This window comes from Symmachiella dynata (genome assembly GCF_007747995.1).
Lineage (GTDB): Bacteria > Planctomycetota > Planctomycetia > Planctomycetales > Planctomycetaceae > Symmachiella > Symmachiella dynata.
Map to the genome: position 1 here is coordinate 1,100,983 of NZ_CP036276.1, position 13,824 is coordinate 1,114,806.

Consider the following 13,824-nt stretch of genomic DNA (forward strand, 5'->3'; position numbering starts at 1 on the left):
CTTACCCTGTGGGGAAGCGGCGATCGTTTTTTGCCTATAGGGAAATGTGGGATTTGCGATGTTTGAGAGTATCACTCAGGGTTTGACCGGCGCTCTGGATGCGTTGCGCGGCCAAACGAAACTCACCGAGAAAAACATCGCGGATAGTCTCGGGCAAGTTCGGCAAGCTTTGCTCGAAGCGGATGTTGCCTACGACGTCGCCAAAAGTTTCACCGACCGCGTTACGGAAAATGCGATCGGTCGAAAAGTGCTCAACTCGATCAATCCCGGGCAACAGCTGGTCGGCGTGGTCTATGAAGAGTTGATCCACCTGATGGGGCCGGTTGATCATTCTTTGCATCTGGCGGGCAAAGACGAAGTCACGGTCATCATGCTCTGCGGCTTGCAGGGGAGCGGTAAGACGACCACCTGCGGTAAGTTGTCCCGCATTTTGATGAACAGCGGCCGTCGCCCGATGATGGTGGCGGCCGACTTGCAGCGTCCGGCGGCGATTGAACAGCTCAAAACCCTGGGCGGCCAACTTGATGTGCCGGTGCACTTTGAGGATCCGCAAGGCAACTCGGCGGTCAACGTCTGTCGTAACGGGCTGAAAGCGGCCAAGGCGGCGGGGAATATCGACACGTTGATCCTGGATACCGCCGGCCGGTTGCATATCGACGACGACTTGATGAAAGAGCTGGAGCAGATCGATAACCGGCTGCATCCCAAGCAAGTGCTGTTTGTCTGCGATGCGATGACTGGACAGGACGCGGTCAATTCCGCCAAGGCCTTTAACGAGGCGTTAGAACTGGACGGTGTGATTCTCACCAAGCTCGACGGCGACGCACGCGGTGGAGCGGCTTTGAGCGTCAAGCATGTGACCGGGGTTCCCATTAAGTATGTCGGGGTTGGCGAGCAACTCGATAAACTGCAGGAATTTCATCCCGACCGCATGGCAGAGCGGATTCTGGGGATGGGGGACATGCGGTCGCTGGTCGAAGAGGCTCAGGCCAAATTTGATCAGGAGGAGATGGAGGCGGCCGAGGAGAAGATGCGTGAGGGGAAATTCACGCTCGATACCTTCCTCTCCACGATGAAGCAGATGAAAAAGCTGGGCCCGATGGGGGAAGTCATGAAAATGATTCCCGGCATGGGGGGCGCAGTCGAAGCGATGGGCGACATGAATCCCGACGACGATATGAAGCAGATCGAAGGGATCATTCAGTCGATGACGCCGCACGAACGGAGCAACCCGGACGTGATCGACATCAGCCGTCGACGGCGGATTGCGAAAGGCTCTGGTGTTGACCCGGCGGACGTCAATAAACTGCTCAAAGACTTTGGCGGCATGCAGGGGATGATGTCCAAGATGGCCGGGATGTCGATTCGCGAGCGGATGCGGGCGGTCAAAGAGCTGGGTGAGGGGGGCCTGATGAATCCCGGAGCTCAGATTCACCAGACCAAGCAGCGCAGCAAACGGGGACCGCAGGACAAACGCAAAATCCAGCAATTGAAGAAGAAGCAGCGCAAAAACGCCAAACAGCAGAAAAAAAGGAATCGCAAGCGGTAAATTGGGCGAGAACCGGATCTGTGCGTTGGCGAGAAGTGGACTGAAAAGGGTCTGAGGCGGCGCATTTGACGAAAATTGCGGTTCTCGGCCCCTGATGGGTTGCTGTTTCGCGCGGAATTCGTTGAAATTAGCGTTTCCCCGTGGAGACGGTCCGTAAGAACAGATATCAACGCGCCCCCGTTAAGATTTCGCGTTGCGAATGACGACAGCGGTGGCTCCATATAACATACGTTTCAGCAGAAATATCAGAGTCTAAGGAGAAGTGCGTGGCAGTTCGTATTCGGATGAAGCGATTGGGACGGCGACACCGCCCGTTTTATCGCATCTGTGTGATCGACCAACGGAAACAGCGTAACGGTAAGTCCATCGAGGACATCGGGACCTACGATCCCATGATTCGCGACAAGTCGCAGCGGGTTTCGCTGAACATGGAGCGGGTCGACTACTGGGTGTCGGTCGGTGCACAACCCTCGGAAAACGTGCAGGCCTTGATTAAGAAGGTCAAATTGAACAAATTCGGAGCTGTGAAGACTCCGCCGCCATTGACGGCTCCCAAGCCGCTGCCCGAACCGGAACCGGAAGTCGCCGCTGAAGCGGAATCGACTGAAGCAGCTGCCGAAGGTGCTGAGGAAGCTCCGGCAGAAGCAGCAGCCGAAGAAACAGCCGCCGAGTAAATCGCGCGGGGGTGGCTGCCGTGGAATTCAAGCAGTGGTATTCGAACAGTTGAACATCGAACAGTGATTACCTGATATGCGGTTCGATATTCTGACGTTGTTTCCCGGTCTGTTTGAGAGCTATTTGCAGCAGAGTCTGCTGAAAAAGGCGATCGACGCGGGGTTGGTGGACATCCAGCGGTGGAACATCCGAGATTGGGCAACGGGTGTTCACAAGTCGGTGGATGACAAGCCGTACGGCGGCGGACCGGGGATGTTGATTACCTGCGAGCCGACGTTTGATTGCGTCGAAGCGGTGCAAAAAGCAGCTCCCCAACCGGGGCGGCTGATCATGCTCAGTCCGCAAGGACGGCAGTTGGATCAACAATTGGTATCAGAGTTAGCGGAAGAAGAACGGTTGCTGTTGTTGTGCGGCCGGTATGAAGGATTTGACGACAGGATTCGGGAAGGTTTGCAGCCGTTGGAAGTCTCAGCGGGAGATTTCATCTGTAACGGCGGCGAAGTCCCGGCCATGTTGGTGATCGACGCGGTGATTCGTCTGGTCCCCGATGTGCTCGGTGACGAGACCAGCAGCAAATACGATTCGTTTTCCGATTCGGCCCGTCTGGAGTATCCGCAATACACCAGGCCGCGCGAGTTTCGGGGGATGAAAGTTCCCGATGTGTTGTTGAGCGGCAATCACCAAGAGATCGCCCGTTGGCGCGAACAAGAGAGTCTCAAACGGACTCAAGAACGTCGCAGTGATTTGTTGGACTGAGCTGCGAACTAACGAAACGGCAAACTAACTAAATAGACCGTGGACCTGTGGCCAAAACAGACTGGTCTGCGGCATTCGATAAGCGAAACGTTAAAACTAAGGGATCGAGTCATGGATCAATTGCTCAAAGCCGTTGAAGAATCTAGCTTGCGTGAAGAACCGCTGGAATTTGAAATCGGCGACACCGTGGACGTGCATACGCGGATCCTCGAAGGGGATAAGGAGCGGATTCAAATTTTCAACGGTGTGGTGATCGCCCGTCGTGGTGGCGGGACGCGGGAAACCTTTACGGTTCGCCGCATTGTCGCTGGTGAAGGGGTCGAACGGACCTTCCCAGTGCATTCGCCGAAAATCGCCAAGTTGGACGTCCTGCGTCACGGACGCACCCGCCGCGCCAAGCTGTACTACCTCCGCGACCGTGTGGGTAAGGCGACGCGTTTGGCCGAACGTCGTCCCAAGAAAAAGCAATAAATCGTTGTTGCAGTTGGGCGTCACTGGCGGCTTGTCCGCCAGTATCGAAGATCGAACGCGCATTCACTGCTGGACAAGCCAGCAGTGGCACCCGAGCCGGTGAACCGCCGCGTAATCACGTAAACTGTTAGAACCCTCGAGCACGCTGGGGGATCGGTATGCGAGGCTGGTGGGCCAGAGCATTCGGAAATCGAGGCGAGCGGCGCGCCGCCCGATATCTACGCGGCCTGGGCTATACGATCATCGCCCGGCAACACACCAATCGCTACGGCGAAGTCGACCTCATTGCTCGTGACGGAGACTGTCTGGTTTTCGTCGAAGTGAAGACCCGCAAGAGCACCGCCGCCGGCCATCCCGCCGAAGCGGTCGATCGCACCAAGCAAGGCCAGTTGACGCGCGTCGCCTTGGCGTATCTCAAACAGCACGGCTTGTTAAATGCTCGCTCGCGGTTTGACGTGATCGCCATCATCTGGCCCGAAGCAGGCCGCACCCCGGAGTTGCAGCACTTCCAAAATGCGTTTCCACCGGTGGGGACGGGGCAGATGTTTTCTTAAGCTCTGGCGCTAGTTTGATTTTGAACCGGAGTGCAGAGGAGATAGATCCCCCGTGCCCAAAAAAAGCAGAGCAGCAGGAAGCCGCTCCAGAGAAAGAGCGGCGTACCAAACAGCAGGGGGGCAATGCCGAACCGCGAACCGATGGCGGTAACTATGTTTAAAACAAAGATCACGTTTAGAATTACTTTTGCTGGCCCGGACGTAGGTACAGACCATAGCTTCCGCTGCATTGCCAGCATGAAGAAAAAGAACGGTACGCTGATCAACCAGGCTGCTGCAAAGAAGTGAGCCATTTCTCCAGTTCCTGTTGCATGAAAATCGTTGTCTTGCCGAACGCCGCTGGCTTGATTCTCGCTGTTTTGGAGGAGATTGGCAAGTAGATTTTAGACCAGCGTTGGAAGAGTCTCTGGGGTGTGCCGTTAGTCAGAAGACGCTGCAATTCGGCGTTCGTGGAATGTGGTGACGGCTTTATTGCATGAAGGGCGTGAATTGCGGCTTCTTGCCGGCTGCGCCGGCCCCGATTGTGGGGCAATCGCGGCTACCCGGGAAATTTAATTCATTCGCCGGCGCAGAAACGGTAGTAGATCTCGGCGGCTTGCCGCAGTTCCTCAATGTCGATCCACTCCGACTCGGTGTGGGCTTGGTTGATCGAACCGGGGCCGCAGACGATGGAGGGGACGCCGGAGGCGGCGATGCGTGAGGCGTTTGTGCCGTAGGCGACGCCGACTTTTTTGTGCGGGCCGGCGACTGCTGCGACAGACTCCAGCATGCGGTCGGCCAATTTGCTATTGTGCTCATCCGACAGCGAGATACCAGTGATCCAAGGAGGCAGCATTTCGAAGTCGACGTCGATATTTTTGCGGAGAAACGCCTCCGTTTCGGCAATCACCGCGAAACCGTCCTCACCGGGAATCACGCGGCGGTCGATTTCGATTTCGCAACGATCCGGGACGGTGTTCACACTCAGTCCTCCCTCGATACGGCCCACGCTAATGGTCGCCGGTCCGCAGAGGGGGTGTGCCGGAATGGTCTCCTTGAGATGTGCGACAAATTTTTGCAAGCCGGACAGGACTTGGCTCATTTTGTAGATAGCGTTCACGCCATCGTCAGGACGCGAGCTATGACAGGCGCGTCCGGTCGTTCGCAATTTCCAACGGGTCGCCCCGCGATGGGCCACAACCACGTCTAGGTCAGTTGGTTCGGCAACCACAGCGACGTCGGGAGCTATCTTCAGAGAGGCAATTCCCCGCCCTGGTTCGGACCACAGTTTGACGAGATCTTTGACGCCGAGTGCTTCGGCTTCTTCTTCGCAGGAACAGGACATCACGACATTCGCAGCCCCTGCCGGACGCTGGGTGACCAATCGTGCGAAAGCAGCAAGCATAGCGGCCATGCCCCCTTTGACATCGCAGGCGCCGCGGCCAAAGAGTTTGCCCTCTTGAATGGCCGGTTCAAAGGGCGGAATGGTCATGCCATCGACCGGCACGGTGTCTTGATGGGCATCCAATAAAATCGTGGGGCGATCGGGGCCGGCATCATAGCGGGCCAACACGTTAAATCGTCCCGGCAGGACCTCGACTTTTTCGGTCGCCACGCCGAGTGTGGCAAACCAATCTTCCAAGAAAGCCGTCATGCGGGCTTCGCCAAACTCAGGCCCGGAAACGTCGCGGCCCATGGGATTGACGCTGGGGATTGCTATGAGCGTTTCTAGTAACTCAACGGGGTCGTGCACGGGAAAGCTCCACGCGTTTGGGCTTGAGGCTTGAGGGGACAGGCGTGAGGGTTGGCCGATTCAGGCTGAAGGGAAGGGGGCGAATCCATAACACATTGCGGTTCGCTGTTTTCTGGCCACTGGCCACTCGCCTCCGGCCACTCTTTCAATAGTGTGGAGGCCGTTCCTGAACAGGATCGCGTTTTTCAGGTTCTTCGCCTAATTTGTCAACTTTCGATCCGAGGCGGTCCAGGCTTTTGGTGAGCGCATCGATTTCGCGCTGTTGCTCCAGCACGACCGAATTGACCTTTTGAAAGTCCGCCTGCATGTGCATCACCAGGATTTCTAATTCGGTGACGCGGTTGGCAAGAGTTGGGTCTGCAGCAGGTGTGGGGTCCGACATGGTCGCTTAGGCTCAGGTAGGTGCAATACGAAACAATCCGTACCCTATTCATAACGGTTTTGTCGGCGAAATTCATCCGTCATTCCGCAAATCGCAAGGTGGCGGACACCGCGCGATGATCGGACAGGTCCCCCGCGAGCACTTCATAGGCGACGAAAGTCGCATTGGAGGGGATCAATATCCAGTCGATGACTTGTGTGGGATTGGTCGAGGAATAGGTCATATCGCTCGGGGTGGGGGCCGCGCGAGGTCGCCATTGAAACAGCCCAGACTCTTGGAGAATCGCCATCGCGTTTTCGCCGTCGGCGGTAGTTCTAGCGTCCGGAAAACCGGGTGGTGTGGAATTCAAATCACCGGCGACGATTAACGGGACTTCCGATGACTTTGCGACGTCGACAATCGCTTTCGCTCCCCGGACACGATTGACTTCGCGGCGATGCTCCAGGTGAACTGCCAGGACCCGCACGCGCTGTTGATCGGGGAGTTGCAGCGTGGCGACGACACCCCGTTTGCGACCGACGAGCCAGTCTTCCCAGTCGGCATGCGGCGGCAGGTCGACGACCTGGGCGTCGATGATCGGATACTTGCTTAAGATCGCGTTGCCGAATTTCCAACTGCCGTACAGAAAACGGAAATCGAGATTACGCTGTTCGACGCGATAAGCAAACCCGGCCTCGGCGGCGATGGCGGCGGCTTGGTTTTGGTGTCCACTCCAAGTGGAGTCGAAGTCGACTTCGTTGAGCACCACGACATCGGCGTCGGTCCCAGCTAGGAATTGGGCGATCTGCTCAATGCGATTCCTTTTGGCCGTGTTGGTCCCTTGCCAGTTGTCATCAATCGCGCCGCGACCGTGGGCGATGTTGTATGTGACGATGCGAAGCAACCCAGGCAGGGTATCAGTCGCTGCGGCGCGTTCGCTCTCCCCATAAACACGGACACGGCGACCGGGGCTGCGGATGCGGCTGACGATGTACGGTCCGACTACCAACAATGCGATGCAGCCGACAACGACGAAGAGTCGTCGTCGTGTTCGCAACGGCCGCTGATTCTCAGCAGGTGGCGTATCGGACATGCGACTGGTGGCATCGGAGAAGCGGGGCGATTATCCCGCGCAGTTGGAGTCGTTCTGCCCGTTGCGAATCTCCTTGAGCTGTGTCGGGAACAGACGATACAGGTACCAGAACGAGATGACGACTGCAATCAGCATTGCCAGCAAGGGCTTGGACATATGGAATAAGAAATTCCCGGTCCACAGTCCGAGCATCAACGTTCCCAGGAAGAGGGTGACGCGGACCCAGTCGTCGACCCATTCGTAGCGATCGGCGAGGGTGATCTCATATCCGCAATAGGGGCAAGATTTTGTCGAAAACTGGACCATCCCACCACACCCGGGACAGCCATGCGAACGCGAGACGGACGATTTTGCCATGAATTGGTACCTCCAAAAAAAGCATAGCTTGGGGTTGGAGGGGGGGCAAATTATTTGGGGCACGTGAGGGTGAGGGAACTCAAAAGAACTCGTGAATATCGCGTGCTCCATGCAATACACGCACGATTTCAACGGCGTAGCGACCCGCCGATAGCGGTCGATAATAAATCACGAAATTCCCGACAGGAAAACTGCGCAGTCCTGACAACAATTCCTCACGCGACTCACCAATGAGTGGCTGCCGCACCAACATTTGAAATCGCGTGTCAAATTTGTGGATGACATTTGATGCGGCTGTAGGATTGTCGGCGGCAATAAAATCCCAGATTTGGTCCAGGTCGGACTGTGCCAGTGGCGAAAGGCGATATCACCGGCTCATGGCACGTTTTTCTTGGCGGCAAGACGTTCCAAACCTCGGCGTTGGATGTCATCGAAGAACTTGCGATGCTCGGCTGCGTCGTTGATTGAAATGGCTTGACCATGATCTAGTTGGTCAAGTCCAGCTTGGATGTCATTCCGGAGGAGGTCAAGTTTCTCTTCGCGTTCCTTCAGTAGTCGCAGTCCTTCTGAAATTGCCTCATCTCGCGAGCGGAACTTGCCGCTGGCGACTTCGCGTTCGACAAACGCTTCCAATTCGGGGGGGATTATTGTTGCCATCGTCATCACGCTCATTTTGGGCTTCGTAAACAGGTGTCTTGACCGCACACCGGTATCTACTCCATCGTAAGGCTCACTCGCCGTCGGAGCAACAGAAATTAAAGTCAGCTTGTGGCTGTTCCAGGAGTCTGTAAGAATCTCTCCAAACGCGACAAGTCGGTTCATTAACGCTGCACTAAACGTATCCCCCGCCTACGATATAACACTTTGAGATCCTCACGTGACCATTGTTCGCGACCGTCGTCGATGCCGGGGTCGCCCATGTCGACGTTTCCATTGTCGGCGAATCGATAAAACAGTGCCGCATGCATTTCGCCCGGCGTCCAGCCATACTCTTCGGTGTAAACCGGATCGACGGTTGCGCCACGCGGGATGCCAACTGTGAGAATTACGGGACCGGGCTCGCGATCGCGCAAAGCACTTTCGCCGCCAGCGAAGACTTCGACATCCCAATCGGTGCCGGCGGTTTTGAGTTTGAGGCCGCGATACAATCCCTGCCACAGTGTGCCGTTGCGCGTCAGGCACAGTTCGGCCATCTCTTGTTCGTTGGCTTCGATGCCGACTGCTTTGAGGATTGTCGCTGCGCAGGCCGCGCTGCAAGAAATCTTCGAGGTCTGCATGCAGACGCCGTTGCGCCACATGTCATGGCAGGTGGGGGGCGAGCCCCAAATGGGTTGAACAACGGCGAAGAGGCCCACTCCTAATAGAAGGGTTGTATAAACGCTGCGACGCATGACGCCGCCGGGTAGTTTTCGCCAGACCGTACCGGCCAGAAACGCACAGGCGGGCAAGAACCAATTTCCCAGCACGATCAAGTTGGAGAAGGGCAGCAGTCGGGCCAACAACACGCTGTCATCCAACCAGACAATATAGATGCCGATCCCGCACACCGTAGCCAGTGCAATAAACGTCACGCGCTTAGTCGTTGCTGAGCGGCTGAGCCGCAGTCCTAAGAAAAACAGGGCAGCGGAGATCGTGGCGAGGATCGCCAGTCCCGAGTAGATGTCGGTCACGATGCAATGACCTTTCCTAGGTTGGAGACGGGGAAATGAGCGCCAACTACTATCGTACGCGTCCCGTAGGACCGAAACAACAGGAAATTTGCGCGCATAGTCTCGCATATTGCCGAGCCTGAAAACTAGGAGCCATAGGCTTTGTTAGTGCAACTTGCCCGTCTCATTCATAGTGGACTACAATGCGATCGGGTCAATCGGAAACCACGTCGTACTCCAGAGTCGCGGTTTCATTCAACACGCAATAGTCCCGACATGCCCGGGACCTTGAGCAGACGACGCTGAATGACGTCGTATCGGCAAATAGCCTCCACTAGGAAGCATTCTATTTCGCCGGCGCACCAAAAAACGGAATTACCGGTACACCAAGCAGAACATTTGAAATCCTCGTTGCCTTGCATGAGTGAGTATCTCAGTTGTCAAAAATTCTGCCCGCTGATCAATACCAAAAAGTGCTGTTCCTATTCTACCTGGTGTTCTTTGCCGGCAGTTGTATCTCGCCTCCGTATCTACAATTCTTGTTGATGCAGCACGTGCCAACTGTGCTCGCCGCGTTGTTGCTGGGTTACGTCTCAAACCGATTCGTAATCAGCCGGTTCAGCTTTTCGTTAATCATCCTATTTCTATGCTTGCACACGTTTGGTGCACGTTATCTGTACTCGTACGTGCCGTACGACGCTTGGTCCGAAAACCTGTTGGGCATCAATCTCAGTGAAGTTTTCGGATTCCACCGGAATCACTACGACCGCGTGGTGCACTTGTCCTACGGACTACTGCTGGCGATTCCCGTTCAGGAATTCGAACATCGATATTTGGGGCTGTCCAAAGTCTTGTCCTCCTTGTTGGCCCTCGAGTTCATTATCGCGACGAGCGCCAGTTACGAAATGATTGAATGGTTGGTTGCCGTGGTCTTTACTCCAGACTGGGCGGACCAATTCCTCGGCCAGCAAGGTGACATATTTGATGCGCAGAAAGACATGGCATTGGCCACGACGGGAGCCATCATTTCCATCAGCGTTGTGGCGTTAATTGATCGCTTGTGTATGAAGGCAAGGTGAAGTACGCCAAGTATCTCTCCCCAACCAGACGCGGTCGCCGCGAACTTTTCGCTGTTTCCCCGTGTCGTGTCGAACCGGGCTGTTATACTCGTATGTTGTGGACGTTGGCACGTTAGAGGGATGAGATCATGAATAACTCGCAGTTGCGGCGGATTGGGGTGCCGGATTTTTGTATTAAGTCGGCGCTGGCGGCGGTGCAGGTGTTGGCCAAACAGCGCGGCGTCCGTGGGGGAGCAATGAAGGAGCGGATGCGTGCGGTGTTGGCGGCGCCTGAGGATTTTGTGGAGGACGTTGACCTTGGGGAATTCGCACGCGATATCATCGAGGATCGTGAGTTCACGCGACCGGAGCCGATTGAATATCGTACCTGGGGTAACGACATCGATGCCGGGGCACATCATCAGATGCAGCAGTCCTGTTCGTTGCCGATGGCGGTCGGCGGGGCGCTGATGCCCGATGCGCATATCGGTTACGGTCTGCCGATTGGCGGGGTGTTGGCGCTGGACAATGCCGTTGTGCCGTATGCGGTCGGTGTGGACATCGCTTGCCGTATGAAACTCTCGGTGCTCGACTTGCCGGTGGCGGCGCTCGATGAGGAATTTCATCGCTGCAAGCACGCCCTCGAGGGGGGGACGCGGTTCGGCGTCGGGTCTACGCATCAGCGGCCGCAACAGCACGATGTGATGGATGAAGATTGGACCGTTACCCGCGTCACGCGCGAAAACAAGGACAAGGCCTGGCGACAACTGGGGACGTCCGGTTCGGGGAATCACTTTGTCGAGTTCGGCGTGTTTACACTCGACGTGCGCGATGAGGAACTGGGCCTGGATGCCGGGGAATATGTCGCGCTACTCAGCCATAGCGGGAGTCGTGGGGCGGGGGCGTCGGTCTGCAATGTTTATAGCAGCATCGCCCGCAAGCGATTGCCAAAGCGTTACGAAGATGTGCAACGCTTGGCGTGGCTGGACATGGATTCCGAGGCGGGGCAGGAGTACTGGGCGGCGATGAACCTGATGGGGGACTACGCCGCTGCCAACCATGCGGTCATCCACCGACTGGTCTCGGACCTGTTGGGAGCAGCGGTGATTGGAGGAGTGGAGAACCACCACAACTTTGCTTGGAAGGAGATGCACGGCGGAAAAGAAGTGATCGTACACCGCAAGGGAGCAACCCCGGCAGGAGCGGGGGTCTTGGGCGTGATTCCCGGTTCCATGGCGGACCCGGCGTACGTTGTTCGCGGCAAAGGAAACCCAGCCAGCCTCGACTCCGCCAGCCACGGCGCCGGCCGCCGTATGTCGCGCACGCAAGCCAAGGATACGTACAACTTCAAAGCGGTCAAGAAGGATCTGGCGGTCAAGGGAATCACCATCCTCTCGGCCGGCGCCGACGAAGTCCCGGGCGTGTACAAGAACATCGACGCCGTGATGGGCGAGCAGCAGGATCTGGTGGATATTGTGGCGCGGTTTGATCCGAAGATTGTGAAGATGTGCGGGGATGGGAGCCGTGCGGAGGATTAGTTGGCGGAGGAGTCGCGAGGAATCGTCTAGCCTTCGCAGAGTTAAAATCAGAGAATGATTGCAAAGCCGGGTCGCGAATGTACAGCATGAAGCTTGCTCCGCGACAAGTTGTGAACCCAACCCCTCTTTATGTGCGAACGCGAGCCTCATGTTAAAAATCATCCTTTTCTGTGTGGCAATTGCATTTGTGTTGCCGGCGTTTTGCCAAGAGAAACCTGCCGAGGACGATAAGTCAGCCTACGCACAAGCGCACGAGCTGATGAATCCAGAATTGTACATGGAACAGAGAGCTCGCAAGGCAGTCGTCCTGCTTACAGAGGGGCGGGAGATCAAATCGCTTGAGTCTCGGGAGCTTGCTCTACTCTGTCATGCTTACAACGAGCTATTTGAACACAACGAGCAATTAAAAACGGCGAGACTTCTCTGGACTCGCGAACCGGAAATTCGTGAAGCGACAAGTTGGATGATCAATTCGCTGCACAATTCATACATGTTCGCAGATGACAATAAGCCATTGATGGACTTTGTTGATCAAGCTTTACACGATGGCAAGGGGAATCGACGTGAACTGTTGACATTTAAGGCGATGGCAACGATCAACCAAAAAAAAGGGCTCTCCGACGCCGAGAAAAGGGTTCTTGCGTCCGACCTGCTGATTGAGGCATATCGGTATGACCCCCAATTCAGACATGGAAGCCCATTAGGAGAGTCCGAACTAAAGGATGCTATCAGGGACGACTCACCAGATTTTATCGACCGCGATCTGCCATTCTGTTCGTTTTTCAGTACGGCTGAACGTAATTCGCTTAAAATACGTATGCGCGAGGCGAAGGCAGAGCGAAAAGCAAAGCAATCACAGAAAAAAGACGGATGAACCGGTGCCGCTGGACGACTGCGTTTTTCCAGAATTGAATCTGAGTGCCGGGTGCCGATAGGGGAAACTCCTTGGCTTCGGTGAATGACTCTCAAAGAATCACTGCAGTATCTTTTCAGTCGAAACCTTATTTTATAGATGAATGCCGCGGTCGTGCAGATTTCCCTATCTACAATCCCCAACTCGCTTGAGACTCGCACCGGGCTTCCGCGTCCCAACTGGCCTGCGATTTATGATTGGGTCGATGCAAACGTAACTCGCGACGCGGACGTCGACGAGATATGGACTCAGTTGGCGCGTGATTGGATTGACGCGCTGATTGAATCGTTGCCGACCGGTTATGCGCGGAGCGAATCTCGCGAATTCATGGTGCTCTCTAGCGGCGACTCGCCCACGGCGGAACATCTGCTTGAGTGTTGCGAATCCTCTCGGCGGATCATTCTTGACAGTCTGGGTAGCGTTGCTCGCGAGGAAGGTTATGGCAAGTATGTACTGTTCGCTTTTGCGAAGGCGGACACCTATTACGACTACATCGCTGATTACTATCCGGACGAGGGGGAATTCGGTTTATCCGGCGGAATGTTTCTCGATGATGGATATGGCCACATTGCAATTCCCGCGGTGTATGCGGGGGGATACGAGCGTACGCTTGCCCATGAAATGACCCACGCACTTCTGCGCCACCTGCCGTTACCAGCTTGGCTAAACGAGGGGGTGACTCAGGTGATCGAAGACATCGCTATGGGAGGTTCGTATTTTATGGTGGACCGCGAAACTGTGCGTAAGCATCGCGACTATTGGAACGTCGACACAATCGACGCATTTTGGTCGGGTGAGTCGTTCTATGCGTCCGACGAAGGTCAGGAGCTAAGCTATCATCTTGCGCAGATCCTCTATCGCAACCTAGTGTCTGATTACCCGAAACAGATCGCGCGTTTTTTGAATTCGGCCAACTATTCCGATGCCGGTGAGGCGGCCTTGGTCGACGTCTGCGGTGTTTCACTGTGTGATCGCGTCACGCAATTCTTGGGGCAGGGGGCGTGGAGTCCCCGTTCAGACTATTTTGAGATTGACGCCGAATAGACCAGCCGTTGCACCCGGCGATAGGATTTGAGATTGAGAACGTGAATTTCCCAAGAGAACTTCATATTCCCCTG

General features: G+C 55.8%; 16 protein-coding genes and 1 pseudogene. 9 read left to right on the top strand and 8 right to left on the bottom strand.

The annotated features are described in order from the left end of the window. Positions 1-58 precede the first annotated feature (58 nt). From ffh to Mal52_RS04210, 5 genes are all read left to right on the top strand, one after another. Positions 59-1,549 carry a signal recognition particle protein gene (ffh, locus tag Mal52_RS04190; protein WP_145374466.1) on the top strand — a complete coding sequence of 497 codons (1,491 nt, stop codon included), beginning with the start codon at positions 59-61 and terminating at the stop codon, positions 1,547-1,549. A 266-nt stretch (positions 1,550-1,815) separates the two neighbouring features. Next, complete coding sequence (rpsP, locus tag Mal52_RS04195) at positions 1,816-2,223, top strand: 30S ribosomal protein S16 (RefSeq protein WP_145374467.1); 408 nt, start codon at positions 1,816-1,818, stop codon at positions 2,221-2,223. Positions 2,224-2,299: 76 nt separating this feature from the next. Further along, positions 2,300-2,980 carry a tRNA (guanosine(37)-N1)-methyltransferase TrmD gene (gene trmD, locus Mal52_RS04200; RefSeq protein WP_145374468.1) on the top strand — a complete coding sequence of 227 codons (681 nt, stop codon included), beginning with the start codon at positions 2,300-2,302 and terminating at the stop codon, positions 2,978-2,980. A gap of 111 nt (positions 2,981-3,091) precedes the next feature. Continuing rightward, positions 3,092-3,451: a 50S ribosomal protein L19 gene (gene rplS, locus Mal52_RS04205; RefSeq protein WP_145374469.1), complete on the top strand. Its 360-nt coding sequence runs from the start codon at positions 3,092-3,094 to the stop codon at positions 3,449-3,451. A 158-nt stretch (positions 3,452-3,609) separates the two neighbouring features. Beyond that, positions 3,610-4,005, top strand: coding sequence for a YraN family protein (locus Mal52_RS04210; protein WP_145374470.1), 396 nt, complete (start codon positions 3,610-3,612; stop codon positions 4,003-4,005). On the opposite strand, the gene Mal52_RS04215 is transcribed toward Mal52_RS04210, so the two are convergent. The 8 genes and pseudogenes from Mal52_RS04215 to Mal52_RS04250 all read right to left on the bottom strand — a co-directional run bounded on the left by Mal52_RS04215 (position 4,002) and on the right by Mal52_RS04250 (position 9,218). Then, entirely contained in the window at positions 4,002-4,298 is a 297-nt protein-coding gene (locus Mal52_RS04215; RefSeq protein WP_145374471.1) for a hypothetical protein, read from the bottom strand. The two genes, Mal52_RS04210 and Mal52_RS04215, sit on opposite strands and share 4 nt — an antisense overlap. A 263-nt stretch (positions 4,299-4,561) precedes the next feature. Beyond that, positions 4,562-5,737, bottom strand: coding sequence for a M20 family metallopeptidase (locus Mal52_RS04220; RefSeq protein WP_231962524.1), 1,176 nt, complete (start codon positions 5,735-5,737; stop codon positions 4,562-4,564). Positions 5,738-5,882: 145 nt separating this feature from the next. Continuing rightward, complete coding sequence (locus Mal52_RS04225; RefSeq protein ID WP_145374472.1) at positions 5,883-6,119, bottom strand: SlyX family protein; 237 nt, start codon at positions 6,117-6,119, stop codon at positions 5,883-5,885. A gap of 79 nt (positions 6,120-6,198) precedes the next feature. Further along, positions 6,199-7,191 carry an endonuclease/exonuclease/phosphatase family protein gene (locus Mal52_RS04230; RefSeq protein WP_145374473.1) on the bottom strand — a complete coding sequence of 331 codons (993 nt, stop codon included), beginning with the start codon at positions 7,189-7,191 and terminating at the stop codon, positions 6,199-6,201. 30 nt (positions 7,192-7,221) lie between these two features. Continuing rightward, positions 7,222-7,548: a TFIIB-type zinc ribbon-containing protein gene (locus Mal52_RS04235; RefSeq protein ID WP_145374474.1), complete on the bottom strand. Its 327-nt coding sequence runs from the start codon at positions 7,546-7,548 to the stop codon at positions 7,222-7,224. A gap of 79 nt (positions 7,549-7,627) precedes the next feature. After that, positions 7,628-7,903 (bottom strand): annotated as a pseudogene (locus tag Mal52_RS30435) (type II toxin-antitoxin system RelE/ParE family toxin); the annotation flags it as partial. Positions 7,904-7,923: 20 nt separating this feature from the next. After that, on the bottom strand, positions 7,924-8,205 hold the full coding sequence (locus Mal52_RS04245; protein ID WP_197534651.1) for a type II toxin-antitoxin system ParD family antitoxin: 282 nt from the start codon (positions 8,203-8,205) through the stop codon (positions 7,924-7,926). A gap of 164 nt (positions 8,206-8,369) precedes the next feature. Beyond that, entirely contained in the window at positions 8,370-9,218 is an 849-nt protein-coding gene (locus Mal52_RS04250) for a cysteine peptidase family C39 domain-containing protein (RefSeq protein ID WP_145374475.1), read from the bottom strand. 416 nt (positions 9,219-9,634) lie between these two features. On the opposite strand from Mal52_RS04250, the gene Mal52_RS04255 reads away from it, so the two are divergent. From Mal52_RS04255 to Mal52_RS04270, 4 genes are all read left to right on the top strand, one after another. Then, positions 9,635-10,276: a DUF2238 domain-containing protein gene (locus tag Mal52_RS04255; protein WP_145374476.1), complete on the top strand. Its 642-nt coding sequence runs from the start codon at positions 9,635-9,637 to the stop codon at positions 10,274-10,276. A gap of 128 nt (positions 10,277-10,404) precedes the next feature. Further along, positions 10,405-11,793 (top strand): RtcB family protein, encoded by a 1,389-nt coding sequence (locus Mal52_RS04260; RefSeq protein WP_145374477.1) that lies wholly within the window; start codon positions 10,405-10,407, stop codon positions 11,791-11,793. A gap of 148 nt (positions 11,794-11,941) precedes the next feature. Then, positions 11,942-12,667 (top strand): hypothetical protein, encoded by a 726-nt coding sequence (locus tag Mal52_RS04265; RefSeq protein WP_145374478.1) that lies wholly within the window; start codon positions 11,942-11,944, stop codon positions 12,665-12,667. A gap of 138 nt (positions 12,668-12,805) precedes the next feature. After that, positions 12,806-13,750 carry a hypothetical protein gene (locus Mal52_RS04270; RefSeq protein WP_145374479.1) on the top strand — a complete coding sequence of 315 codons (945 nt, stop codon included), beginning with the start codon at positions 12,806-12,808 and terminating at the stop codon, positions 13,748-13,750. Positions 13,751-13,824: the final 74 nt, after the last annotated feature.